Origin of the sequence: Rhodoferax potami (assembly GCF_032193765.1) — a bacterium.
GTDB lineage: Bacteria > Pseudomonadota > Gammaproteobacteria > Burkholderiales > Burkholderiaceae_C > Allorhodoferax > Allorhodoferax potami.
Window position 1 is genome coordinate 866,932 of record NZ_JAVBIJ010000001.1, and the last position, 24,407, is coordinate 891,338.

At 61.7% G+C, this 24,407-nt stretch carries 26 protein-coding genes; 7 read left to right on the forward strand and 19 right to left on the reverse strand.

Going from position 1 to position 24,407, the window contains the following annotated elements; genetic code table 11:
- Positions 1 to 62 precede the first annotated feature (62 nt).
- Together RAE21_RS04115 and RAE21_RS04120 are read right to left on the reverse strand one after the other, a co-directional pair.
- On the reverse strand, positions 63 to 1,901 hold the full coding sequence (locus RAE21_RS04115) for a gamma-glutamyltransferase family protein (protein WP_313880272.1): 1,839 nt from the start codon (positions 1,899 to 1,901) through the stop codon (positions 63 to 65).
- An 18-nt stretch (positions 1,902 to 1,919) separates the two neighbouring features.
- Positions 1,920 to 2,501: a peroxidase-related enzyme gene (locus RAE21_RS04120; RefSeq protein ID WP_313880273.1), complete on the reverse strand. Its 582-nt coding sequence runs from the start codon at positions 2,499 to 2,501 to the stop codon at positions 1,920 to 1,922.
- 265 nt (positions 2,502 to 2,766) lie between these two features.
- Here RAE21_RS04120 and pcaC point away from each other — a divergent pair, with 265 nt between their 5' ends.
- Positions 2,767 to 3,174, forward strand: a complete 408-nt coding sequence (gene pcaC, locus RAE21_RS04125; RefSeq protein ID WP_313880274.1) for a 4-carboxymuconolactone decarboxylase — start codon at positions 2,767 to 2,769, stop codon at positions 3,172 to 3,174.
- Positions 3,175 to 3,247: 73 nt separating this feature from the next.
- Here the strand turns inward: pcaC and RAE21_RS04130 are convergent, their stop codons facing one another.
- Complete coding sequence (locus tag RAE21_RS04130; RefSeq protein WP_313880275.1) at positions 3,248 to 4,267, reverse strand: zinc-binding alcohol dehydrogenase family protein; 1,020 nt, start codon at positions 4,265 to 4,267, stop codon at positions 3,248 to 3,250.
- Positions 4,268 to 4,370: 103 nt separating this feature from the next.
- Between RAE21_RS04130 and RAE21_RS04135 the strand changes: the two genes are divergently transcribed.
- Positions 4,371 to 5,297, forward strand: coding sequence for a LysR family transcriptional regulator (locus tag RAE21_RS04135; protein ID WP_313880276.1), 927 nt, complete (start codon positions 4,371 to 4,373; stop codon positions 5,295 to 5,297).
- Positions 5,298 to 5,311: 14 nt separating this feature from the next.
- Here RAE21_RS04135 and RAE21_RS04140 read toward each other — a convergent pair whose 3' ends face one another.
- The 10 genes from RAE21_RS04140 to RAE21_RS04185 all read right to left on the reverse strand — a co-directional run bounded on the left by RAE21_RS04140 (position 5,312) and on the right by RAE21_RS04185 (position 13,778).
- Complete coding sequence (locus RAE21_RS04140; protein WP_313880277.1) at positions 5,312 to 5,530, reverse strand: helix-turn-helix domain-containing protein; 219 nt, start codon at positions 5,528 to 5,530, stop codon at positions 5,312 to 5,314.
- A gap of 168 nt (positions 5,531 to 5,698) precedes the next feature.
- Positions 5,699 to 6,109, reverse strand: coding sequence for a BLUF domain-containing protein (locus RAE21_RS04145; protein ID WP_313880278.1), 411 nt, complete (start codon positions 6,107 to 6,109; stop codon positions 5,699 to 5,701).
- Between the two features lie 170 nt (positions 6,110 to 6,279).
- Complete coding sequence (locus tag RAE21_RS04150; protein WP_313880279.1) at positions 6,280 to 7,179, reverse strand: lyase family protein; 900 nt, start codon at positions 7,177 to 7,179, stop codon at positions 6,280 to 6,282.
- A gap of 33 nt (positions 7,180 to 7,212) precedes the next feature.
- Complete coding sequence (locus tag RAE21_RS04155) at positions 7,213 to 8,115, reverse strand: sugar phosphate isomerase/epimerase family protein (protein WP_313880280.1); 903 nt, start codon at positions 8,113 to 8,115, stop codon at positions 7,213 to 7,215.
- A 5-nt stretch (positions 8,116 to 8,120) separates the two neighbouring features.
- On the reverse strand, positions 8,121 to 9,005 hold the full coding sequence (locus tag RAE21_RS04160; protein ID WP_313880281.1) for a 4-hydroxyphenylpyruvate dioxygenase: 885 nt from the start codon (positions 9,003 to 9,005) through the stop codon (positions 8,121 to 8,123).
- 35 nt (positions 9,006 to 9,040) lie between these two features.
- A complete protein-coding gene (locus RAE21_RS04165; RefSeq protein WP_313880282.1) occupies positions 9,041 to 9,802 on the reverse strand; it encodes an ABC transporter ATP-binding protein in 762 nt (253 codons plus the stop codon).
- A gap of 3 nt (positions 9,803 to 9,805) precedes the next feature.
- Complete coding sequence (locus RAE21_RS04170) at positions 9,806 to 10,579, reverse strand: ABC transporter ATP-binding protein (RefSeq protein ID WP_313880283.1); 774 nt, start codon at positions 10,577 to 10,579, stop codon at positions 9,806 to 9,808.
- Positions 10,579 to 11,562, reverse strand: coding sequence for a branched-chain amino acid ABC transporter permease (locus tag RAE21_RS04175; protein ID WP_313880284.1), 984 nt, complete (start codon positions 11,560 to 11,562; stop codon positions 10,579 to 10,581). The genes RAE21_RS04170 and RAE21_RS04175 overlap by 1 nt, the downstream gene beginning before the upstream one ends.
- A 19-nt stretch (positions 11,563 to 11,581) precedes the next feature.
- Positions 11,582 to 12,457 (reverse strand): branched-chain amino acid ABC transporter permease, encoded by an 876-nt coding sequence (locus tag RAE21_RS04180; RefSeq protein ID WP_313880285.1) that lies wholly within the window; start codon positions 12,455 to 12,457, stop codon positions 11,582 to 11,584.
- Positions 12,458 to 12,572: 115 nt separating this feature from the next.
- Positions 12,573 to 13,778 carry an ABC transporter substrate-binding protein gene (locus tag RAE21_RS04185; protein ID WP_313880286.1) on the reverse strand — a complete coding sequence of 402 codons (1,206 nt, stop codon included), beginning with the start codon at positions 13,776 to 13,778 and terminating at the stop codon, positions 12,573 to 12,575.
- A gap of 221 nt (positions 13,779 to 13,999) precedes the next feature.
- Here RAE21_RS04185 and RAE21_RS04190 point away from each other — a divergent pair, with 221 nt between their 5' ends.
- The gene (locus tag RAE21_RS04190; RefSeq protein ID WP_313880287.1) at positions 14,000 to 14,806 is read left to right on the forward strand and encodes an IclR family transcriptional regulator domain-containing protein; all 807 of its coding nucleotides are present in this window, start codon (positions 14,000 to 14,002) and stop codon (positions 14,804 to 14,806) included.
- A 9-nt stretch (positions 14,807 to 14,815) separates the two neighbouring features.
- Here RAE21_RS04190 and RAE21_RS04195 read toward each other — a convergent pair whose 3' ends face one another.
- Positions 14,816 to 15,082 carry a hypothetical protein gene (locus tag RAE21_RS04195; protein ID WP_313880288.1) on the reverse strand — a complete coding sequence of 89 codons (267 nt, stop codon included), beginning with the start codon at positions 15,080 to 15,082 and terminating at the stop codon, positions 14,816 to 14,818.
- A 71-nt stretch (positions 15,083 to 15,153) separates the two neighbouring features.
- Between RAE21_RS04195 and RAE21_RS04200 the strand changes: the two genes are divergently transcribed.
- Complete coding sequence (locus RAE21_RS04200) at positions 15,154 to 15,606, forward strand: hypothetical protein (RefSeq protein WP_313880289.1); 453 nt, start codon at positions 15,154 to 15,156, stop codon at positions 15,604 to 15,606.
- Between the two features lie 11 nt (positions 15,607 to 15,617).
- On the opposite strand, the gene RAE21_RS04205 is transcribed toward RAE21_RS04200, so the two are convergent.
- Both RAE21_RS04205 and RAE21_RS04210 read right to left on the reverse strand, forming a co-directional pair.
- Entirely contained in the window at positions 15,618 to 17,216 is a 1,599-nt protein-coding gene (locus RAE21_RS04205) for a methyl-accepting chemotaxis protein (protein ID WP_313880290.1), read from the reverse strand.
- 193 nt (positions 17,217 to 17,409) lie between these two features.
- The gene (locus RAE21_RS04210) at positions 17,410 to 17,964 is read right to left on the reverse strand and encodes a LuxR C-terminal-related transcriptional regulator (protein WP_313866994.1); all 555 of its coding nucleotides are present in this window, start codon (positions 17,962 to 17,964) and stop codon (positions 17,410 to 17,412) included.
- Positions 17,965 to 18,064: 100 nt separating this feature from the next.
- Between RAE21_RS04210 and RAE21_RS04215 the strand changes: the two genes are divergently transcribed.
- The 3 genes from RAE21_RS04215 to RAE21_RS04225 are packed head-to-tail and all read left to right on the forward strand — an operon-like array spanning position 18,065 to position 19,955.
- Positions 18,065 to 18,772 (forward strand): CoA transferase subunit A, encoded by a 708-nt coding sequence (locus tag RAE21_RS04215; RefSeq protein ID WP_313873401.1) that lies wholly within the window; start codon positions 18,065 to 18,067, stop codon positions 18,770 to 18,772.
- Between the two features lie 2 nt (positions 18,773 to 18,774).
- On the forward strand, positions 18,775 to 19,413 hold the full coding sequence (locus tag RAE21_RS04220) for a CoA transferase subunit B (protein ID WP_313873400.1): 639 nt from the start codon (positions 18,775 to 18,777) through the stop codon (positions 19,411 to 19,413).
- Positions 19,414 to 19,466: 53 nt separating this feature from the next.
- Positions 19,467 to 19,955, forward strand: a complete 489-nt coding sequence (locus RAE21_RS04225) for a hypothetical protein (RefSeq protein ID WP_313880291.1) — start codon at positions 19,467 to 19,469, stop codon at positions 19,953 to 19,955.
- A gap of 63 nt (positions 19,956 to 20,018) precedes the next feature.
- Here the strand turns inward: RAE21_RS04225 and RAE21_RS04230 are convergent, their stop codons facing one another.
- Genes RAE21_RS04230 through RAE21_RS04240 form a run of 3 tightly spaced genes read right to left on the reverse strand, consistent with a single transcriptional unit; the run spans position 20,019 to position 24,407 of the window.
- On the reverse strand, positions 20,019 to 21,581 hold the full coding sequence (locus tag RAE21_RS04230; protein WP_313880292.1) for a DHA2 family efflux MFS transporter permease subunit: 1,563 nt from the start codon (positions 21,579 to 21,581) through the stop codon (positions 20,019 to 20,021).
- Positions 21,582 to 21,588: 7 nt separating this feature from the next.
- Entirely contained in the window at positions 21,589 to 22,854 is a 1,266-nt protein-coding gene (locus RAE21_RS04235; protein WP_313880293.1) for an HlyD family secretion protein, read from the reverse strand.
- Between the two features lie 53 nt (positions 22,855 to 22,907).
- A complete protein-coding gene (locus tag RAE21_RS04240; RefSeq protein ID WP_313880294.1) occupies positions 22,908 to 24,407 on the reverse strand; it encodes an efflux transporter outer membrane subunit in 1,500 nt (499 codons plus the stop codon).

Here is a 24,407-nt window from a genome sequence, read left to right on the forward strand (position 1 = left end):
TAAGGAGCTGCATGCGCAGGTTCTAAGAGGGCTGGAGGCCGATTTGATGCCTGAATAAAAATTCAATCACCCAGCACCACACCTTCTCGCCGCGGATCCGCACCCCCGAAGAAACCTGTGGGGGTGCGCGCGATGGCTTGCAGGCCGCTCGCCATCGGAACCTCCACGACGGTGTGGCCCCTGCTTTTCAGTGACTGCACCACCGCTGGGCTGAAGCGCCCCGCCTCCAACAGGGTAGGGCCATTCAGGGAGCCGAAGTTGGGCAGGTCGATCGCTTGCTGTGCGTTCAGGCCCCAGTGCAACATGCCGTAGAGGGTTTTGGCGGTGAAGTGAATGATGAGCGCGCCGCCCGGGCTGCCGCCACTGATGAGCAGCTGGCCGGTAGCCTTGTCAAAGACTAGCGTGGGCGACATGCTGGAGCGCGGTCGCTTGCCCGGCTCTACGCGGTTGGCCACCGGCCTGCCGTCGCCCCCCGTGGGGCTGAAGCTGAAATCGGTGAGCTGGTTATTGAGCAAAAAGCCGCCAGCGAGACCGGCCCCCCGGTTCACCATCTGGCGTGAGCCCCAGGCATCTTCAATCGTGGTGGTCATGGCAACCGCATTGCCATAGGGATCGACCACCGAGATGTGCGAGGTGCCGTACTCCAACTGGTCAGGCATGGGCGCGTAGCTCAGTGGCGTGCCGCCGGGCTGCCCCGGCAAGGCAAACTGAATGCTCTGCCCGGTGGGGCTACTGTCGATCTGCGCGGCGCGGCTGCGCAAGTAGCCCGGTGCCAACAAGCTGGCCCAGTTGCCCGCTGGAGCTTGCACAAAAGCCGGATCACCGAGGTACTGGCCCCGGTCGGCAAACGCCAGGCGCGAAGCCTCGGTATACAGATGCAACCAGTCGGCACCGGGTTGGCCTTGCACCAGGGGCAGGCTGCGGGCGGGGGTGTGGTCCAGCATGCGCAGAATTTGACCAATGGCAATCGCCCCTGAGCTTGGCGGCGGCATGCCGCAAATGCGCACCGGGCGGGGTGCCGTGTCGTAGTCAAAACACAGCGGTTCGCGCACCAGCGGGCGGTAAGTTGCTAGGTCGCGGGTGCTCAGGCTGCCCGGGTTGGTGGGGTGGCCTTGCACTTTGCGGGCGATGGCTTCACCGACCTCCCCCCGCAGCAGGGCAGAGGGACCGCGGGTGGCTATGCCTTGCAACACCGCTGCCAATTCGGGGTTGCGCAGCACATGGCCGGCTGGCCATGGCTTGCCTGCAGCGTCGTAAAAGTAAGCTGCGGCTACCGGGTCTTTTTTCAGGTGCGGGTCTGCCGCCAGCAGTGCGGCCATGCGCGGGCTGATGGTAAAACCCTGGTTGGCAAGGGTAATCGCCGGTTGAAACAACTGAGCCCACGGCAGTTTGCCGTGCAAGGCATGTGCCTGCGCCAACATGGCGACCGCGCCTGGCACACCCACCGAGCGGCCGCCCACTACCGCATCGGCAAACTTCATGGCTTGGCCTGATGCATCCAGAAACAGGGCCGGCGTGGCAGCGGCGGGCGCGGTTTCGCGGCCGTCAAACGCTTGCGTGGTCGTGCCATTGAAGTGCAACAGAAAAGCACCCCCGCCAATGCCGCTGCTCTGCGGCTCTACCAGGCTCAGCACCATTTGCACCGCAATCGCTGCATCGACGGCGCTACCGCCCGCCGCCAACACCTGGCGCCCGGCATCGGTGGCTAGCGGGTTGGCCGCGGCCACCGCATAGCGGCGGGTCGCCCAACCGGGTTTGGCGGTGCTGCCGCTTGCAGCTTCGGGCTGAGGTGGTGGCGCGGACGGTGCCGGTGGTGGTGGCGACACGGCACACGCCGACAGCAGCGCTGCACAAAGCGCCGTCACGGCAAGGCTGAGAGTGCGGTGGGGGTGGAATGTCATGGCGGGTGTGGCGAGTGGCTATTTGGTTTTGGGGATCCGGCCCAGCAGGTAGAACTCGGGGTTGGGCAGCATGCCGGTCACATTGGCCATGCGGTTGGAGAGGCCGAAGAAAGCGGTAATGCCGGCAATGTCCCAGATGTCTTCGTCGTCAAAACCGTGGGCGTGCAGGGTGGCAAAGTCGGCGTCTTCTACGGTGTGGCTCTGCAGGCAGACCTGCATCGCAAAGTCGAGCATGGCGCGCTGGCGCGGTGTGATGTCGGCCTTGCGGTAGTTGACGGCTACCTGGTCTGCCACCAGCGACTTTTTCTCGTAAATCCGCAGAATGGCGCCGTGGGCCACCACGCAGTACAGGCACTGGTTGGCGGCACTGGTGGTGGTGATGATCATCTCGCGCTCGCCCTTGGTCAGGCTGGAGCCCTCGCGCAGCATGAGTGCATCGTGGTAGGCGAAAAAAGCGCGCCATTCGGCAGGCCGGCGGGCGAAGGCCAGAAACACATTCGGCACAAAGCCGGACTTTTCCTGGACCTCGAGGATCTTGGCCTTCAGGTCATCGGGCAGGGTGTTGAGGTCGGGCAGGGGGTAGCGCGGGGTGTGGTTCATGGGGTCTCCGTCGGGTCGCTTATTGGGGTATTTTTAAAAACTATCGATGTGATTCAGTTAATTGAATTTACATAAACGTCGGTGCTTTTTAGTATTCATCCTACTGCGAACCCCGTCGCAGCCCATTACCCGGAGACTTGCACCATGAAAGAAATCAAAACCACCCTCGGCATCGTCATCAATGGCATGGGTCTGGTGGCCTTGTTGTCCCAGCTCGGGCAATGGCACGCGGGCTAACATGGCGGTTTTGCCCTGAAGGCCTCTGATGACAGACTCCAAGCCCCCCTTGCCCGCCCGTCCGGACCCGGATGCCTATACCCAAGGCTTGGCGACCCGCCGTCAGGTGATGGGAGATGCATTTGTGGACGCGGCGCTGACCAAAACCACGCCGTTTACCGCGCCGATGCAGGCACACATCAGCCGTGCAGCGTGGGGCGATGTGTGGCAGCGCCCGGGCCTTGATTTGAAAACCCGCAGTTTGATCACGGTGGCCATGCTCACCGCCTTGGGCAAGCAAAACGAACTCAAAGGCCATGTGCGGGGCGCCCTGAACAATGGCGCGACTGCCGAAGAAATCCAGGAGGTACTGTTGCACGCCGCGGTGTACTGCGGGGTGCCCACCGCGGTGGAGGCGTTTCGCAGTGCCGATGAGGTAGTCAGCAGCCGCGATTGAACGTCAAAAAAGCAGCTAGCCCCTATTTCAATGTGGCTAGCTGCTCTTCATTTAATAGCAATCAGCAGGGTGATCAGGCCCAGCCTTCGAGCACCACTTTACCCCGGGCGGTGCCCGACTCTACGAATGCATGTGCGCGCTGCAGGTTGGCGGCGTTGATAGTGCCGTAGTGCTCGGCTAAGGTGGTGCGCAGCAAGCCGGCATCGACCAATTGGGCCACTTCATTGAGCAAGTGGTGCTGGGCCACCATATCGGGCGTGGCAAACAAGGGGCGGGTGAACATCAGCTCCCAGTGCACGGAGATGGCTTTGCGCTTGAAAGGCATCACGTCCAGAACCGGCAAATCGTCAATCAGGCCGAACTGACCCTGGGGTGCGATGACCTCCAAAATCTCTGGCAAATGCTGCTCGGTGTGGGTCAGGCTCAGCACAATATCTACTTGCGGCAGCCCGATGGCTGCCAACTGCGGTGCGATCGGCTGGCTGTGGTCGATCACATGGTGGGCGCCCAAAGACTGCACCCACTCGCGAGTTGCAGGGCGCGATGCGGTGCCGATGATGGTCAGGCTGGTCAAGCGGCGTGCCAGCTGCACCAGCACCGAGCCCACCCCGCCGGCCGCGCCGATCACCAGCAGGGTTTTGCCGGTGGGCTTTTTGCCGGGCTGCACACCAATGCGGTCGAACAACAGCTCCCAGGCGGTAATGCTGGTGAGTGGCAGTGCGGCGGCCTGGCCAAAGTTCAGGCTTGTGGGCATGTGGCCCACGATGCGCTCATCCACTAGGTGGAGCGCACTGTTGGTGCCGGGCCGCTGGATGGCGCCTGCGTAAAACACCCGGTCACCTGGTTTGAACAGGCTCACCTCCGGGCCCACCGCACGCACGATGCCACTGGCATCAAAACCCAACACTTTGTAGGTGTCTCCCTCAGCAGGGCGGGCGCTTTTGCGCAGCTTGGTGTCGACCGGGTTGACGGACACCGCCTGCACCTCCACCAGCAGGTCGTGGCCCAGTGCAACCGGGTCCGGCAGGGTGATGTCTTGTAGCCCCGGGGTGGCGGCAATAGGGTGGGGCTGGGTGTAACCGATGGCTTTCATGGCGGGCTCTCAAAGAAATAGCTGCAAGGCCTGCATCATCTTTCTATTGCTTGAAAAGAAAAATAGGCCTTGGATTGAATTCAGCTTCAAATAAAATTTGAAAATGAAAGCCCTGCAAGACCTAGCAATCTTTGTGCGCACGGTAGATGCCGGCAGCCTCTCTGCCGCCGCCCGGGCGCTGGACATGACCCCGGCGGCAGCCAGTGCCGCCCTCAAGCGGCTGGAGGCCGAGCTGCAGGTGCCGCTCTTGGTGCGCTCGACCCGCAGCCTGCGGCTGACCCCGGAGGGCGCGGCTTTTCTTGAACATGCGCGGCTGGCCCTCAGCACCCTGAGCGAAGGGGTGCGCGCACTGGGCACCGGCCGCCACGAGGTGCAAGGCGTTTTGCGCCTGGCGGCTTCGTCCGACATGGGGCGCAACCTGCTGCTGCCGTGGCTGGATGACTTTCAGTCGCTGCACCCCCAGCTGCGCTACCGGCTCACTCTGTCAGACCGCATGGCCAATATGTTCAGCGAGCCGGTGGACGCCGCTTTCCGCTACGGCAAGCCGCAAGACTCGAATCTGGTGGCCCTGCCTGTGGCGCCCCACAACCGGCGGGTGCTGGTGGCTTCCCCTGCGTATCTGGCGCAGCACCCCACGCCCCTTACGCCGCACGACCTGGCCGGGCACGACTGCCTGTGTTTCATGTTGGGGGAGGATGTGAATGACCGTTGGACTTTTCGCCGGGCGGGTGAGGCACTGACCGTGCGGGTGCAAGGTGGGCATGTCGGCAACGATGGGGATGTGGTGCGCCGCTGGGCGGTGGCCGGCCGGGGCGTGGCCTACAAAGCCTGGCTGGATGTGGCCCATGATGTGACCGAAGGCCGTTTGGTGATGCTGTGCACCGAATGGGACACCGAGCCGGTGCCGGTCTACATGGTGCTGCCCGACCGGCGTCAGCTCACCCCGGGTTTGCGATTGTTAAGGGAGTTTGTGGCCACCGCTTGTGCCGCGATGCCGCCACTGCCGGCTGCTTCGGGCTCCGCCTGCTAGGGCCTGAGCCCTGTTCAATCTTTGGTTAACAGCTCTGAGGGCGGTACACCCAAAGAGTCTGCGAGGGCGACCAATACCAGCAAGGTGGGATTGGCAGAGCCGGACTCGATCCGGCTCAGGTAGGTGCGGAATATTCCGCATCGTTCCGACAAAACTTCCTGAGACAGTTCGGCGTTTTGCCGTAATCCCCTGACGCGCTTCCCGACGATTTGTTTGTAATTGATCTTGTTCATTTCCACCGGCGCAGTGTCCGGCGAATGTGTTTTTTTTAAAACACATTCATTCGTACAAGCTGTTGAGCGCGTGCTGCGTGGCATGGAATTGAGCGTGAGCCCCCAAAAATCCGATGCTGCGGGCCTTTGGCGGGCGGGTCTGTGCGCTGACGCGCCGGGTGGTGTGGTCTAAGCAAATCCAAGCAAAAGATCGCGCGCTTTGCCGGGGGGCGTGCGTTGGCAAATCTCGTCGGCACACAAGCTGAACACTTGCACATGGCCGGGCAGGTGTTTGGCAATTTCGTCCTTGAAGCGGTGCAGTCCGACCGATACGCTCTCGAGACTCGGCCCATCCGTGGGCTCTTGCAACAAGCGCTCGATACCAAAAATTTTGCTTTGGTCTTGCAAGTTGCGCACGGCAGATTGCAAGGCAGCAACTTCGCCCTCGAGCAGCTGCATTACATGGCCATTAGAAAAAAGGGTGATCCCATAGAGGCTGCGCCCGACCACCGAGCCATAAGCGGCTCGCAGAACCGGGGGAAGTGCTTTTCCGTAAGCGTCGACCAAAGTACCCTTCAAAACCCAGCGGGTGTATGCCATTCCGAGAACCTTGTGCGCGTAGTGAAAAACTGTGAGCCGCGACTGTAAGAAGGCAGCGGCCTCAGCAGAACACACTCATTCACACAACAAGGGCTTTCATGCACCGTGAGTGCCTGGAGGTCTTTTGTTGCTGGGTGGGTCGTTTGCCCACGATCCATTTGCGCAGGATGCTATGTTTTTTGTAGCGATTTGGCCAAGCCCCAGGCGCTGGCGTGCGCTGACATCAGCAACTGGGTCCAGTCGCTCTGATCGGATTGCCAGAAACCCAGAGTGCGCTCGAACGCATGGGGCATGGAGCTCAGCAAGCCCGCCACCCGCTGCGGGCTGCGGCGCGCCATGGCCAGAGCGGTCAAGCTTCCGGCGCAGGGCTCTGTGCCGGGCGCGCGCTGCACCAGGGCGCTGGCCAAGGTGCCCAAGCTGCCGATCAGCAGGGCCACATCGCACCCCAACGCTACCCAGGCGTCACGCTGGGTATCCCACGGTGCATCGGGGATAGACAATTTGAGGTGCCGGGCCAATGCCGCTTGTACCGTGGGGCCGTGCGCGGGCCGGGCGCTCAGGGTGCCGCCCAGCTGTACCGCCAGCGCCGCGGCTGAGCTGGCATCTAGGCGTTGGAGTGCGCGGCGCAAGGGCGCTACTGTGACGGCCAGTTCGGGCTGTTGCGCCAGCGCCGCCATGCAGGTTTCCACATAGCCACGGGTGACTGCCAACACCTGCTGTGTGATCAGCGCCATGGTGGTGTCAATCAGGTCTTGCTTGGTGCACCCGTAGTGCACAAACGGAACCGCTGCCGGGTTGAAGAGCCCCACCGTATCGCGCAGGCTTTTGATCAAAGGAACCGCCAAACTGCCGCAGCTGGCGCTGTCGCGCACGATGCGGGCGGCGTCAAACAGCTCGACCTTGCAGGTGTCGACGATGGATACCGCCGCATCCGCAGGTATCACGCCGTGCTCGGCTTGGGCTTGCGCGAGTGCGGCTTCCACCCGCAGCATGGCGGCCACAAAACGCTGGGCCCCGAAGGACTCCAGCACCTCGGGCGCATACAAAAAATCGTCCAGCACACTGCTCATGGCAATTGTTTGGTTGAGGTCAGGTCGGGTGGGTCAGGCCAGCGCCTGGCGCAGGCGCATCTGGTTGGGCAGCGGCACCGAGCGGCGCAGCACGTCTTCACCCAGCCAGAGCGCAGCGCGGCGCGCGCGGGCAGCCACGGTTTCCAGCGGCATTTGCTGGTAATCGTCGTTGAACACCTCAAAGCTGTAGTCACCGCGGTATCCCAGTTGGTGCAGCTTGAGCACCAGCTCGGCCAGTGCCTCGCTGTGCACGCCTTCACCGGGAAACACGCGGAAGGTGCGCGCCGTGGTGATGCGCTCCTCAACGGTTTTGATTTCGTTCCACATGAAGTCGGCCAGCTGCACCAGAAAGATTTTGCTGGGGTCCAGGATCTCCAGCTCGTCCAACGGGGTCTTGGTGGCAAACAGGTGGAAGGAGTCAAAGCCCAGGCCCAAATTGGGCATGTCGGCTTGGGTGATCAGGTCCCACGCTTGGGGGAACTCGTTCACGTTGCGGCCCCAGGACAGGGCCTCGAACGCGATTTTGATGTTCATCGGAATTGCCAGCATGGCCAGCTTGCGCAGGTCCTGCACCAGCTTGTCGGTATCGCCGGTGGCATGCGTCGAGGTGCTGGAGCAGGCCAGCATGACGCGGCAGTCGAGGGCCGCGCACATCTCCATCATGCTTTTGGCGATGTCGACCTTGTAGTCGTGCAGGTGGCCGGACAGGCCTTCAAAATCACGCAGCACCTGAAAGCCGGTCACGCGCAGGCCACTGTCTTTGACCTCTTGCACCGCGGCGCGCCAGCCCTCGGGGTGGCTCACCAGATCACGGGCCAGCAGCATCACCTGGGTGAAGCCGGCCGCCTTCATGGCATCCAGCTTGGCCTTCAGGGGGCCGGCCAGCGTGATGGTGTCCATCCCGAAGTCGTCGAATTTGCCTTCAAATTGGCTCATGGTGTTCAGCCCCGGACGTGGTGAACCAGCTCAAACATGGCGTTACCCATGGTGGGGCGGGTGAGCGCGCCCTTGCTGTCTTGCGCCGGGTCTTTGCTGGGCACAAAGTCCACACCGCGCTGGCGCAAGGCCGCCACGGTGGCTTGCACATCCGGGGTACCCAGGCCCACGCGCTGGAAGCATTCGTCGTCTTCCACATCCAACACACCGGGCTCGGGCTCGATGAGTTGCAGGTAAAAGGTTTTGCACGGGCTTTGCAAAATGCGCCCCTTGGGCAGGATGCCGAAGCGGGTCTCCGGCTCCAGGGCGGTAAAGCCGAAGAGGGCGCTGTAAAACTCGGTCCAGTCGTCGCTGCGGTCGTTGCCGATGTACTGCACCACACCAAAGAAGTGCAGGCCGGTGATGGCCGGCGGGTTCTTGTTGACCGCGGGTACGGGCGTGAAGTCCACGTCGTAAATCGAGAACTCGCGGTGGCGGTCTACAAAGTAGATGCGGCTGTTGCCCACGCCATGCACGGCGGGAATGTGCAGCTCCATCACTTCGACCTGCACCGGCACAGCCCAAGCGCCGCGGGCCAACGCGCGCTTGTAGGCGGCAGAGGCGTCCTGCACCCGCAGGGCGATGGCGGCGATCACCGGCTTTTCGGTCAGCGCGGCGCCCCGGCCGTGGGCGTTGACGATGACGTTGATATCTCCCTGGCGGTAGAGCAGCACTTCGCGCGAGCGGTGGCGGGCGATGGGGCGAAAGCCCATGGCTTCCAGCACCTGGCCCAGGGCCTGTGGCTTGGAGGTGGCGTACTCGATGAACTCAATGCCTTCCAGGCCCAAGGGGTTGGGGCCTTCGTCAATGTGTTCGCGGTCTGCACCGCTCGGGCGTGGGGTATTGGCCATGGATTCTCCGGGTCGTCAAACAGTAAAAAAGAGGGTCACGCGGTGGTGGCTGTCGCAGCTGCAGGGGCTGCGCCAGTGTGCGCACCACCCAAAAACAGGCGCTCAATGTTCGGGTCCGCCAGCAACTCCGATGCTGGCTTTTGCAGCACCAGGCGGCCGGATTCGAGGGCAATGGCTTCGTCCGAAATCTTTAGCGCGCTCTTCACGTTTTGCTCCACCATCAGCACTGTGGTGCCCTGGTCGGCGAGCTTGCGCAAAAGTTTGAACACGTCTGCCACCACGATGGGCGAAAGGCCGATGGAGGGCTCGTCAATCAAAATCACCTTGGGCCGCAAGAGCAGGGCGCGGCCGATTTCCAGCTGCTTTTGCTCCCCGCCTGAGAGAGCAGACGCTGGCGAGTGCAATCGCTGGCTCACGCGGGGGAAGAACTCAAGCACTTCCGGAATGCGCTCGTGGGTCGTCTTCATGCCCAGGGTGATGCCGCCCAGCTCCAGGTTCTCAAACACGCTGAGCTGGCCGAACAGGTTGCGGCCCTGGGGCACAAAGGCAATGCCTTGGGCCAACAGTGCTTTTTGGGTGGAGCCCGCCACGCTCACGCCGTCGAGCAGGATGTCGCCCTGGCGCGGCTTGAGCAAGCCAAACAGCGCCTTGAGTACCGTGGATTTGCCCGCGCCATTGGGCCCGAGTAGCAGAGTGATGGTGCCGCGCTTGGCCTTGAACGACAGGTTGTTCAGGATCATGAAATCCTTGTAGCCGGCCACCACGTCTTTGAATTCAATGCAGGTGTCTGTGGTCATGCGTCAGCTCCCGAGGTAAGCGTCAAGGACTTGTTTGTTGTTGCGGATTTCTTCGGGGGTGCCGATGGCCAGCACCTGGCCCTCCACCATCACCATGATGCGGTGGCACAGGTCCATCACAAAATCCATGTTGTGCTCGATCACTACAAAAGAGCTCTTCTTGCCGAACTTGGGGTTCTGGTTGAGCTCTTTCAGCAAGGTGCTGATGCCACCGACCAGGCTGGGGTTCACCCCGGCGCAGGGTTCGTCGAGCAGCACCAGATCGGGCTCGCTCATGAAGGCCATGGCAATGTCCACTAGCTTCTGCTGGCCGTAGGACAGTTCGCCCGCCTTTTTGTCGGCCACATGGCGGATGCGGAACTGGTCGATCAGCGCATCGGCCTTGGCTCCCAAACCGGAGTCGGACGGGGCGAACATGCGGCTCAGCATGGAGCCTTGGTGCTCCTGGGCGGCGACGATCAGGTTGTCGCGCACCGTCATCTTGCCGAAGACCTGCAGCGTCTGAAACGTGCGGCCCACACCGCGGCGGCTCAACTCCAGCGGACCGGCTTGCGTGACGTCCTGGCCGTTGAGTTCGATCTTGCCCTCATCGGGGGTGATCTGGCCCAGCATGCTGTTGAACAGGGTGGTCTTACCCGAGCCGTTGGGCCCGATGACGCCGAAGATTTCTCCGGGCATGACTTCGAAGGAAACACCGCCGACGGCCTGAATGGCGCCGTAGGCCTTTTTGATGTTGGTGACTTTGAGAACGGGTTGTTGTTTAGCAGGCTGGCTCATCATTGGGCTCCCTGTTGTTGGGCGGCAGCCGCGCGGGCGGCGCTGGCTTCACGGGCCTGGCGTTTGGCCTTGATACGGTCAGGAATGCTCAGCAGCCCATCCGGCAGCCAGATCATCAGCACGACCACCGCAGCCCCGAAGACAAACAGGTACCAGGCCTGCGCAAAGCGCAGCCACTCCGGCAGGATCACGCCGACCGCAGAGCCCAGCAACGGGCCCAAAAAGTAGCCAGGTCCACCTACCACCACCATCAGGTACATCATGATGGAGGCACCCACGGTGAAGGGCGCCGGCTCAATGAACTGCACCAAAGATGCAAACAGCGCACCTGCCACACCGGCATAGGCGGCACCGATGGCAAAGCTGAGCAGGGTGTAAGAGCGGGTATCGATACCCAGGCTTTCGGCCCGGATCGGGTTGTCGCGCAGGGCAGTGAATGCCTTGCCCCAGGGGCTGCGCAACAGGCCCCATTGCAGCGCGCCCAGCAGCACGGTGGTCACCAGTACAAAATAGTAATACGCCAGGTTGCCTTCCAGCGAATAGCCGAAAAGGGAAGGGCGGGCGATGTTGTTGATGCCGAAGGTGCCGCCGGTCAGCCACTCTTCATTGCGCATGACCAGCCAGACCGCGGTATTGAAGCCCAGGGTGGCAAATGCGAGGTAGATGGTTTGCACCCGCAGGGCCGGAAAGCCGAGCGCAATGCCAATGAAAAAGCAAATCAGTGCCGCCACCGGCAAACCCAGCCAGAAACTGAAACCGGCCTTCATCAAAATGGCAACGGTGTAGGCACCAATGCCGAAGAAGGCCGCGTGCCCCAAAGACTTTTGGCCGGCGTAACCCACGGTGAGGTTCAGGCCCATGGTGGCGATAACAAACACCAGCCAGTAAGACAGCAGGTAGACGCCGTAATTTTTAAGAAAAGGCGGTGCAGCCAGCAGCAGGATTGCGCAAGCTGCTATCAAAAGGAGAGTAATTTTTTTCATGAGGGTGTTCCGGTGGTACTCAGACTTTGCGTTCCACTTTTTTGCCCAGCAGCCCCTGCGGCTTGAACAAAATCACGACCATGAAGATCACCAGTGCCACCGCATCTTTGTAAGCGGGGGAGATGTAGGCGGCGGCCAGGTTCTCGCACACACCCACAATCAGCCCGCCCAAGAGTGCGCCGCGCGAGTTGTTGAAGCCACCGATGATGGCCGCGAAAAAGGCCTTGGTGCCCAAGCTCTCGCCCATGTCGAACTTGGCCAGATAGGTGGGCGTGACCAGCAGTGCAGCCGCCACTGCCAGCACCGCGTTGATCGCGAATGCATAAAAGATCATGCGGGGTACATTGATGCCCAGCACCGAGGCGCTCTCGGTGTTTTGCGCCACCGCCTGCATGGCGCGGCCGGTCACGGTTTTGGTCATGAAAGCCTGCACCACAAACACCAGAATCAGCGCCACCGCAAAGGTACCCACATCCGCCAGCGTGATGGTCACACCCGCGATATTGAAAAGCTTGTCTGCAAACAAGCTGGGGAAGGGGTGGGCTTCGGCGCTGTAGCCGGCGCGCAAGCCGTTGCGCATGGCAATCGACAGGCCGATGGTGGCCACCACGATGGGCATCATGCCGAACTTGAACAAGGGGTCCACCAGACCCCGCTTGAATACCCAACCCAGCACAAACACCGCCAACACCACCGTCATGGTGAAGCTCACCGCCAGCGGCGCACCGATGCTCATGAAGCCCAGCATCATGAAGGCGGGCAGCATCACAAACTCGCCTTGGGCGAAGTTGATGGTGCCGCTGGCCTGCCACAACAGCGTAAAGCCGAGGGCTGCCAGCGAGTAGATGGCGCCGGTGGCCAGTCCGCTGAAAAAGAGTTGGAGGAAATCGGTCATGGGGGTCCCTTGGGGGCACTACGGAATGCGGGGGCACGGAGCCCGCTGGGGGCTGCGCCTAACAATGCCACTCCGGGCGCAGCCGCCTGGCCGCGGGCCGGAGTGGCTCACGCCATTACTTCTTGGCGGGTGCAGCAGGCTTGGCTGCCGGCGCTGCGGCCGGCTTGTTGACCGCGATAGGGTTCAACGGGGGCAGGGTGGCCACCACTTCCTGTTTGCCGTTTTTCACTTCGACCAGGAAGCTTTCGCGGTCCAGGTCGCCATTTTTGTCAAAGGCCACGTTCATCAGAATGCCGGGCTCTTTGTCGGTGGTGACCACCAGGCTGTGCATTGCGTTGGCTACTGCCTTGCGGTCGAGCTTGCCCACCTTTTCAATGGCGGCCTTCAGGGTGTAAATGCCGGAGTAGCCCTTCATGCCGTTGTGGTCGGAGATGTATTTGTACTCACGCTCGAACTTGGCGCGGAAGGCGCGCACGGCGGGGATGGGGGCATCCACCGTCAGGCCCACGTGGGCGACAGCACCGTTGGCGGCTTCACCAGCCAGCTCGATCACCTTTTGGCCGGTGAGGGTGGTCTCGCCGACGATGGGCTTGTTCCAGCCTTGCTTGCGCAGTTCGCGCAGGGCGCGGGCGGACTCTTCTTCGTTGGTGTAGACAAACACGCCGTCGGCGTTGCTTTGCTTGGCCTTGAGCACGGCGGCGGAGAAGTCCACCTGGCCGGCATCGGTCGAGATTTCAGCGGCGATCTTGGTGCTGGAGGTGGCCAGCGCCTTCTTGATCATGTCCAGGCCGCCTTTGCCGAAATCGTTGTTCACGTAAATGATGGCGATGTTCTTGAGCTTTGCCTGCTCGCTCATGTAGCGGGCCACTTTGGGCATAGCGGTCGCTTGGGTAAAGCTGGTGCGGAAGATGTAGGGGTTACCCTGCATGGTGATGCTGGCTGCCTCACCGCCGGTGAAGTTGGGGATCTCGGCTTTGCGGCTCTCGGCCATCGACACCATGATGGAACCCGAAAACACCGGGCCGAAGATGGCAAACACCTCGTCGTCTACCGCTTTTTGGGTCAGACCCTTGGCCACGCCGGGGTTGGACTGAGTGTCGGAGGTGATGGTCTGGATCTTTTTGCCCAGCACACCGCCTGCGGCGTTGATTTCCTTGACTGCCAATTCCACCCCGTTTTTGAAGTTGGTACCGGCCGAGGCGCCACCACCGGAGAGCTCCACAATATTGGCGATCTTGATAACTTCCTGGCTAAAAGCGCTGCTAGCGCCCATCAACATTGCGCAAGCCGCTATCAATTTGAGAGTGTTCCGTTTTTGCATATTGTTTGTCTCCTGGTGTGGCGTTCGGGTGGGGTGTGACCGTGTGTTCGTTAGTCGTACGAATGGCACGGTTCGGTGCGAACTTTAGCGACTCACTTGTGTGAATGAAAGTGAATATTGGTTAAAAAGAGCGTTTATTGAACTTGAATGATCGATGATCGTTCATATTGCGGGTAAGCACTAGGCTTTCCCGGTTTTCCGGCCCGCCAAAATCAGCGCCCATGACTACTGAACTTGCCATGCGCCCGCCCATTGCCGGCATTGACGCGCCCGCTCTGGAAAAGAAAGACTGGATTGCCGGTCTGGAAAAGGGCTTGGGGCTGATCGAGGCTTTTGACGACGCGCACCAGCGCATGACGGCCAGCCAGGCGGGCGAGCGTTGTGGCATGACGCGCACCGCCGCCCGCCGCTACCTGCTGACCTTGCAGTACCTGGGCTATGTGGCGAGCGATGGCAAGCTGTTTTGGCTCACGCCGCGTGTGCTGCGCATCGGGCAGTCGTACCTCGAGTCAGCGCGCTTGCCCCGGGTGGTGCAGCCGTTTTTGCAGCGGGTGACTGCCGGCACCCAAGAGATTGCCTATGTGAGTGTGTTGGACGGCGACGAGATCGTCTACATCGCCCGCAATGGCAGCAACCGGCCCATGAGTACCGGCTATGTGCTGGGCTCGCGGGTGCAGGCGCAGGTGACGTCAGCGGGCATGTTGATCTTGGCTATGCGCGACCCTGCGTGGCTCGAAGACTGGCTGCAGCAGCAAACCTTCAAGGCCTATACCTCGCATACGATTGCCAGCAAAGACCGGATGCGGGTCGAGCTGGCCCGCATTCGCCAGCAAGGCTGGGCCGTCTCGGAGCAGCAGTTGGAAATGAACTACCGCGGCGTTGCGGTGCCCCTGATTGATCGCCACGGGGCGCTGATGGGCGCGCTCAACGTCACCATGCCCATGGGCAACGAGAGCACCGATGATGCAGTGCGCCGCGTGCTGCCGGTGTTGCAGGAAACCGCACGCGCCATGCGCAACCTGATTTAGGCCTCGCCCTTAAGCCTCGCCTGTTCCTTGCAACTGGGCCTGCATGTCAGGCACGTACTGGGTGCTGACCCATTCGGAAATGACTTGGGTGGTCATGGAGTCCGGGTGGCCGGCTTCTTCGCTCACCCGTGCCACCTCTTCAGCCGAGGTCACCACGCTGATGAACATGTGCAGCAGAGCCTGCAAGCCGCCGGTAGATACCGCGGTATCGCCCAGTTGTTTGAGGGCAGCCCAGGCTTCGATTTCATGGGGGGCGGGGGTGAATGGGGTTGTCATGGTTGTCCTTTGGGAGGATGGTGAGTCTAGCTTCAGTACACTGCGCCGGCTGCCTCTCGAGAGATCCTTTCATGTCCGAACGTCCTATCCTTCCTGTCACTGAAAACGCCAACCCTCGTACTGAAGCCGCACTGGCGCGCCTGCGCAAAGCCATGGCGGAGATCGAAGCAGACATTGCAGCGCACCACGGGGTCTACCCCTTTAACCACGGGCGGGTGACCCAATCCGAGTTGTGCCGTCGGGCCGATGTGAAAAAAGCGACTCTGCAAACCCCGCTGCACAAAGACACCACCCGGGTGCAGATCCTCGCGTGGCTTGACACGGTGACTGCCGGCCTGACCATCACACGCGATGCCACCCGCGAAAAAGTGACCGCAGTGGCGGACACCCTGACGGAGGAAGTAGCCCGCCTGGAGGCCGAGCTGCAGGCGGCGCTGCTAAGCCTGGGGCTGGCCGAGCAGCGGATTGCGGCGTTGGAGGGTGAGCTCGCAAAGCGCCTGCCACTCGCCGCGTTGCCCCAGTAAGGGCGCTCAGCTCACGCAGCGTTTTCCAGCCGCGCCTGCCCGATGCTTGACCCCGAGGTTTTTTGCAGCCGGAATGCGGCAACGCATTGAACGAGCTCATGCGCCCGGGCCCGCAGGCTGGCGGCCGCCGCTGACATTTCTTCCACCAATGCCGCGTTTTGTTGGGTGGTCTGGTCCATGTGGCCTACCGCCTCACCGATCTGGGACACTCCTGACGCTTGTTCTGAGCTGGCGGCGCTGATCGAGTCCATCAGGTCTGCGACCTGCTGAATCGCCTCTACGACCTCTTGCATGGTGCCGCCCGCCTCGGACACTTGGTCGCTTCCGAGGGCGACCCGCTCTACGCTGGCCGAAATCAGGGATTTGATTTCTTTGGCCGCCTCCGCGCTGCGCCCCGCCAAGGAGCGGACTTCGCTGGCGACCACGGCAAAGCCGCGCCCCTGTTCGCCGGCGCGTGCGGCTTCTACGGCGGCATTCAGGGCGAGTATGTTGGTCTGGAAGGCGATACCGTCAATCACCCCGATGATGTCGGCGATGCGCTTAGAGGATTGATCGATGCCTTGCATGGTTTGCACCACTTGTGCCACCACGTCGCCACCTTTGCGGGCCACGCCGGAGGCCACATGAGCCAGCCGATAGGCCTCACGCGCACTGTCCGCGTTCTGCCGTACGGTTGCGCTGAGTTGCTCCATCGAGGCGGCTGTTTGCTCCAGGGCGCTGGCCTGGCGCTCGGTGCGCGACGACAGGTCGCCGCTGCCACTGGCAATTTGTGTGCTGCCGCTGGCGACGCTCTCAGAGCCGTCTCGCACCATGCCCACCATCACTTGCAAGGCGCGCTGCATATGGGCCATGCCCGCCATCACACTCTGCGGCGCAAAGTGCGGTACCTGGATGGCAGTGGTGAGGTCACCCTGTGCGATCGAGTTGGTGATGGCCAGCACCTCTGCCGGTTCGCCGCCCAGTTGCCGGTACAGAGACCGGATCATGAAAAAGCCCAGTGCGATGGCGACGACCAGGCCGGCAACGATGGCGGAGATGCAAATCGCACGGATCCATTCGAAATACGCCACGCCGGTGGTGTATTCGGTCTTGGAAACGTCATATTGAATCTGGTCCAAACGTTCCAAGGTGTCCATGGCGGGGCGCATGAGTCCCACCACCTGGTCGTTGTAAATCTTCGCGGCTTGTTCCATGTCGCCACGTGCGCAGGCTTCGCGCAAGGGTTTCAGGCCCATGGTCGACAAATCGCGGTAAGCCGTCGCAAAACCTTTGGCCAGCAAAGACTCTTCCGGGGTGAGGTAGGTCGCCTCGTAGGCTTGCCAGGTCTTGGTGATTTGGTCCGAATTCCGGTCGAATTCTTCGACCATTTGCCGCACGTGATGGGCGTCCCGGTTGATCAGGCTGTCTTGTAAAACAATGCGGTTGCGCTGGAGCAGACGGGACACCTCGCCGAGTTGGCCCAAGGCAATCACGCGGTCTTCGTAGACGGTTTTTAAAGAGGCATTGGATGCCGCCAGGCCTTGCAGGCCCAAGGCACCGATGCCGACCAACAGGGCGCCCAAGAGGCCGATGATCCACTGCAGGCGGGTTGAGATCTTCCAGGCTTTCATACGCACGTTCTCCCTACAAACAAAGGAGTGGCGCGCCCGATGGTCCAACGGATGTCCGCCGGTCGCCGCCTCCCGTCAGCAATAGGTGTACAGCTCCGCCTTGGTGGTCTATGAGCTGCATGTGTGCTGCATTTTGGTGCATTGATATGAAAAGTGCACCAAACCGATACAAATTTAGGGTCTTTTCAGGTTTTTAGCCGGCCATCAACTTGTGCACCAGGTCGGCGGTGGTCGATGCCTTGTACTTGCGCATCAGGCGTGCGCGGTAGATTTCGACAGTGCGGTGGCTGATCTCCAGCGTTTTGCCGATCTGTTTGGAGGTCTGGCCCTGCATCAGGTAGGCCGCGACCTCGCGCTCGCGCGGGGTGAGTTCTGCGCGCACCGGGCGCAGGGCGCTCAGGTCTTCAAAGGTCCAGATGCCGGCCTCGTGCGGGGCGCTGGGGTTCAGGGCGCGGCCGCTCACATGGCACCAGAAGGTTTCGCCTTTGAAGCGGCCGTCCAGTCGTTTCATGATGCGGTCATCTGCATAGGTTCCATTGCGGTTGAGCAAGGGGGCCATGCGCGCGCCGAGGCGTTCAAACTCATCGGCGCTGGGGTACAGCACTTGGAAGGACTGGCCCACCAGTTGGTCTTTGGTGGCCCCGAACATGTCGCACAGTTGCTGGTTGCAATCGATCATGGTGCGGTTGCGCGAAAGCGCCAGCCCGACGGGCGCAAGGTCAAAAGCTTGGCGGTAGTCAATGTCCATGCGGATTGCGGTGAGGGAAAGGCTTTACGGGGAACTACGTATGTGGTTACGTAGTATCGTAGCGGCCATGTTGTTTCTATCTACATAGGAGATACGCGCAGTGAACAAGATTTACCCCAGCGCCGCGCAGGCGCTTGAAGGCATTATTCAGGACGGACAGTTACTGGCCGTTGGTGGCTTTGGTTTGTGCGGCATCCCCGAGGCGCTGATTGATGCCTTGCGCGATTCGGGTGCCAAAAACCTGACCGCTATCTCCAACAACGCGGGCGTGGACGGCTTTGGCCTCGGCAAGTTGCTCGAGACGCGTCAGATCAAAAAAATGATCAGCTCCTATGTGGGCGAAAACAAAGAGTTCGAGCGCCAATACCTGGCCGGCGAGCTGGAGCTGGAGTTCACCCCCCAAGGCACCCTGGCCGAGAAGCTGCGCGCCGGTGGCGCCGGTATTCCTGCCTTCTTCACCAAAACCGGTGTGGGCACCATGGTGGCCGAGGGCAAAGAGCTGCGCGAGTTTGATGGCGAGACCTATGTGATGGAGCGCTCGTTGGTGCCAGATGTGTCTTTGGTCAAAGCCCACCGCGCCGACAAGTCGGGCAACTTGCAGTTCCGCTTTACTGCCCGCAACTTCAACCCGGCTGTGGCCATGGCCGGCAAGATCACGGTGGTGGAAGTGGAAGAGATTGTGGAGACCGGCGACATCGCTCCCGATCAGGTCCACTTGCCCGGTATTTATGTGCACCGCATCGTGCTGAACACCCGGCCCGAAAAACGGATCGAAAAACGCACCATCACTGAAAAAGCAGGAGTCTGACCATGAGCTGGAACCAAGACCAAATGGCTGCCCGTGCAGCCCACGAACTCGAAGACGGTTTTTATGTGAACCTGGGGATCGGCATTCCCACCCTGGTGGCCAACCACGTGCCCGCCGACAAAGAGGTGTGGCTGCAAAGCGAGAACGGTATGCTGGGCATCGGCCCCTTTCCGACTGAAGATGAGGTGGATGCCGACCTGATCAACGCCGGCAAACAAACCGTGACCACCATCAAGGGCAGCAGCATTTTCGGCTCGGACCAGAGCTTTGCCATGATCCGCGGCGGCAAGATCAACCTGTCCATCCTGGGTGCCATGCAAGTGTCCGAGAAAGGCGATCTGGCCAACTGGATGATCCCCGGCAAGATGGTCAAGGGTATGGGCGGCGCCATGGACTTGGTGGCCGGCGTGAAGCGCGTGATCGTGCTCATGGAGCATGTGGCCAAGAAGAAAGACGGCACCGAAGACCTGAAGATCCTGCCCAGCTGCACCTTGCCATTGACCGGCGTGGGCGTGGTGGACCGCATCATCACCGACCTGGCGGTGATGGACGTCACCCCCGAAGGCCTGAAGCTGGTGGAGTTGGCTCCGGGCGTCACCCGTGAGGCAGTGCAGGCCAAAACCGGCGTGACCCTGCTCTAAGGCGGGAGGGCCTGCGGGTAAGATGGCGCGCACCATTTCACCCTAGGGAAACTATGTCCAGAGCGCTCAAGTTGATGATGTTCATTTACGCCGTGGTCTTTGCTGCGACCGGGGTGTTGATTGTGTTCGTTATGAATGCCGACGAGGGCTCCCAGCCCTGGGTGCTGATGCTGGCGCGTAACCACGCCATCGTGTACGCATGGCACTTGGGCTGCTGGATGGTGCTGGGCATGTTTACCAATTACTACTGGGACCTCTTCAACCTCGGCAAGGGGCTGGAGTCGATGCAGGCCTTGCGCATTGGCCTGCCCTTGCTGGTGTCGCCTTTTGTGTTTATGCCGGTGTACAACCTGTGGTTGGCTTCCAGCTCACAAAGCTACATGCTGTTTGCGGTGATCGCGATCCAGAGCGGTTTCTTTTGGCAGGCTTTGCTGACTAAAGTGGCGCCCCTGGACCGGGCTGCGTCTATTCCCTGGTCGGTGAACAACGGTGTGAACCGCAATTCACGCGCCACCAACCCGCAAGGGCCCGAGCTGAGCTGATCAGAGCGCTGCAATAAAAACGGGGCCAAGGCCCCGTTTTTTTCGTCTGCAGATTGCGCGTGTTCAGTGTGCACCGGCCGCTGCTTCCGAGGCGCCTGCGCCCCCCTTGGCCGGTCGGGACAGCCACACCAGCGGAATTAACAGCACAAAGATGACGGCCGAGGCGTAGAACACATCATTGGCCGCCAGGGTGGCGGCTTGCTGGTCGATCATGCGGTTGATCTGGCTCAGGGCCTGCTCGGTGCTCAAGCCGGATGCGTTCAATCCCGCCAAGGCGCTGTTGGAGGCCGTGCTGCCACGGTTGATCATCTCGGTGAGCTGGGCGTGGTGCAGGGTGGTGCGGTCTTGCCACACCGTGACCGAGATCGAGGTGCCAAACGAGCCGAACAGCACCCGGCAGAAGCTGCTCAGGCCCGAGGCAGACGCAATCTTGTCGCCCGGCAAACCACCCAGAATGATGCTGGTTAGCGGGATAAAAAACAGCGCGAGCGCAATGCCCTGAATCAGCGTCGGGATCATCATGGTGTTGAAGTCCGACAGGGTGCTGAAGTGCGAACGCATCCAGAGCACCAGCGCAAACACCAGGAAAGCCAGCGTCGCCAAGCGGCGTGTGTCGAACTTGGTGATGTTCTTGCCGATGATGGGCGACAGGATGATCGCAAACAAGCCCACCGGTGCCATCAACATGCCGGCCTGGGTGGCGGTGTACCCCATAAAGCTTTGCAGCCACAGCGGCAGCAGCACGATGTTGCCCATGAAGAGGCCGTAGGCAATCGACATGGCGATGGTGCCGGTCAAGAAGTTGCGGACCTTGAAAAGCTTCAAGTCGACCACCGGATGGTCATCGGTCAGCTCCCACACGATCAAAAACGCGAAGGCCACCACCGATAGCACGGTCAGCGCAATGATCTCGTTGGAGTGGAACCAATCGAGCTCTTTGCCCAGGTCCAACATCATCTGAATCGCAGTAACCGCAATCACCAGCAAGGCCAGGCCCACGGTGTCGATAGGCAGCTTGCGCGTTTGCGTTTCGCGCTTGTGGAAGATGCTCCAAGTGATGAACCCCGCCACGATGCCGATCGGCACGTTGATGAAGAAGATCCATCCCCAGTGCGCGTTGTCGGTAATCCAGCCGCCCAGGAGCGGGCCCATCACGGGGGCGACCAGCGTGGTCATGGCCCAGAGCGCCATCGCCAAGCCCGCAAGGGCCGGTGGATAGCTGGAGAGCAACAGCGTTTGCGCCAGCGGCATCATCGGGCCGGCCACAAAGCCTTGCAGGGCGCGGGCACCAATCAGGAAGGGCATGTTGGGCGCAATGCCGCACAGCCAGCTGGACAGCACAAACAACAACACGCTGGTGATAAACAGCCTCACTTGCCCGAATCGCTGGGACAACCAGCCGGTCAGTGGCAAGGCAATCGCGTTGGCCACGCCAAAGCTGGTGATGACCCAAGTGCCCTGGCTGGAGCTGACCCCGAGGTCACCGGCAATGGCCGGCAAAGACACGTTGGCAATGGACGAGTCCAGCACGTTCATGAACGTGGCGGCCGACAGCGCAATCGTGCCCCACAGGCGCGCCGACCCTTCCAGGGGTGGTGGCGCTGAGTAAGCGGCGGGTGAGCTCATGGATGACTCACACGCCTTGGCCGGCCTTGGCGACGGCATGGACGTTGGCCTTGGCACCACGGCCGAGGTTGGCGGCAATCACTTTGCGCACTTCGTCGTTGGCTTGCTGGTCCAGCACGGTGTACACATCGGTTTGGGTCACCGATGCGGCGCGGGGCGCATCGGCCAAGGACTTGCCGCTTTGGTCGGTCACGTCCACCGTGGCTTCCATGGAGAGGCCTACGCGCAGCGGGTTCTGGGCGAGTTGCTCAGCATCCAGCGCCACCCGTACTGGCACGCGCTGCACCACCTTGATCCAGTTGCCGGTGGCGTTTTGTGCAGGCAGCAGCGAGAAGGCGGCACCGGTGCCGGCACCCAAACCGGCGACCGTGCCTTTGTATTCCATCTTCTTGCCATACAGGTCGGCGGTGAGCTTGACTGGCTGGCCGATGCGGATGTTTCGCAACTGCACTTCCTTGAAGTTGGCATCCACCCACAACTGATTCAGCGGGATGATGGCCATCAAAGGAGCACCGGCCGCCACGCGCTGGCCTAGCTGCACGGTGCGCTTGGCCACATAGCCGTCCACGGGCGCGGGCAGCTCAGCGCGGTGCAGCGCCAAGAAGGCCTCGCGCACTTTGGCGGATGCAGCCACCACGCTGGGGTGGCTTTCCACATTGGTGCCTTCGGTCAGGGTCTGGTTGCTGGAGAGCTGCTCACGCGCAGCGGCCACGCCAGCTTGGGCAGCGGACAGGGCGTTCTGGGCGGTAGTGAGTTGCGACTTGGCGTGGTTGAGTTCTTCTTTGGACACCGCGCCGTTGCCGGCCAGTGCCTGGCGGCGGTTCAGGTCGTCGGTGGCGCGGGCAATGTCGGTTTGCGCGCGGGCAATGTCGGACTCACGCAGCGTCACCTGGGCGGACAAGGTGCCGTTGTTGGCGTACAGGGTGCGCACCTGGCGCGCCGCTTGGGCCAGGTTGGCCTCGGCGTGGTCAAGTGCCACTTTGGCATCGGCCGGGTCCAGCTTCACCAGGGCCTGGCCGGCTTTCACGAAGTCGGTGTCGTCCGCCATGATGGCGGTGACGGTGCCGCCCACCTGGGGGGTGATTTGGATCACGTTGCCTTGCACATAGGCGTTGTCGGTTTCTTCGGAGTGACGCGCACCAAAGTAGCCGAAGCCGCCATAGGCCAGACCCAGCAGCACCACGATGCTGAGGGCGGTCAGCGCTTTTTTGCGTGCAGGGTTGCCGGCGGGAGTGGCGGCCGGTGCGACGGTGGGGGTGGAAGAAGTGCTCATGGTGTCTCTTTCAATCAGGTTCAGTGCGTGTTGGGTGGGGCCGTGGTCAGTGCTTAGCGGACTACGGTCTCGCTTGTCAGTGCGGTGGCTGAGGTGTTGTCGGTGTCGGTGAAGCCGCCACCCAGTGCGCGGATCAGCTGGATCTGTGTGTCCACGCTGCGGGCGGCCAGGTCCACGGCCAGCTTGCGCTGGGCCAGCACGCCGGTTTCGGCGTTGAGCACGTTCAGGTAGTTGCCCAAGCCCGCTTCGTACCGTTGCACGGCAATGGCGTAGGCGGCTTCGGCAGATCGCTGGGCGGCTTGTTGCTCGGCCTGCTGGCGCTCAATGGCTTTGGTGGAGGTGAGCTGGTCGGCCACATCGTGCACTGCGTCGACGACTGCGGCGTTATAGGTCTCAATGGCGGCGTCAAGGTCGGCTGCTTTTCCTTTGAGGTTGGCGCGCAGGCGGCCGCCCTCAAACAGGGGCAGGCGTATCGCTGGGCCCACACCCCATTGGGCGCTGCTGCTTTGCACCAGCTTGTCAAAACCGATGCTCGAGAAGCCGGCAAACGCGGTCAGGTTGATGTTGGGGTAGAACAGGGTTTTGGCGTTATCCACATCGCGGGTGGCAGCCTCTACCCGCCAGCGAGCGGCGACCACATCGGCGCGCCGGCCCAGCAGGTCCATCGGCACCGATTGCACTTTGGTTTGTGCGGATGCTATGGAATTGATAGCTGCTGGCGCATATTTGGTGAGCGCTAGAGGCGTATTTTGTTGCCCAGTTAAGGCAGCGAGGGCATTGAGGAGCAGGGCTTCCTGCTCTTTCAGGGTCTCGATCTGGAAGCGGGCATCAGGCAGTCCGCTTTCGCTTTGCTGGAGTTCGAGCTGGGTGTCCAGGCCGGCTTGCAGGCGGTCTTTCACGAGTTGTTGGGTTTGCTGGCGCTGGGCCAGGGTGCGCTGGGCCACTTCGAGTTGACCTTGCACCCGCATCCACTGGAAGTAGCTGCGTGCCACATTGCTGGCCAGCAGCATGCGGGCGGCCTGGGCGTCCGCTTGGGCGGCGCGGCTTTGGCCGATGGCGGCGTCTAGCGCAGCCCGATTTTTGCCAAACAAGTCCAGCTCCCAACTGCCGCTCAACTGCAGGGTGGCAATTTCGCGCTCGCTGCCAGCAATCGGTGCGGGCACCAAGCCGTTGCGGGTGTAGAGCTGGCGTGTGGCATCCAGCCCTGCGTTCAATTGCGGTGCGCTGGCGGCATTTGCGTTATCGATTCCTGCTTGCACGCGCTGCACACGGGCCTGGGCCACGCGCAGGTTGGGGTTGTTGGCCAGGGCTTGGGCGACCAGCTGGTTGAGTTGCTCATCGCCGTAGGCTTTCCACCACTGGCTGTCCAGCGCGACGCTGTCCGCCGGAATGGTTTGGGCAGACAAGCCGGCTTGCTGCGCAGCAACCGGCTTGGCCTGCGAAAAGATACCCGAGAAGTTGGCACACGCGCTCAAAGACGCAATGGCCACCGCGCTAAGCGCAAACCGGCTCCAGCGCAGTGCTTGTGAAGTGGAGAAGATGGTGTCTTGCAT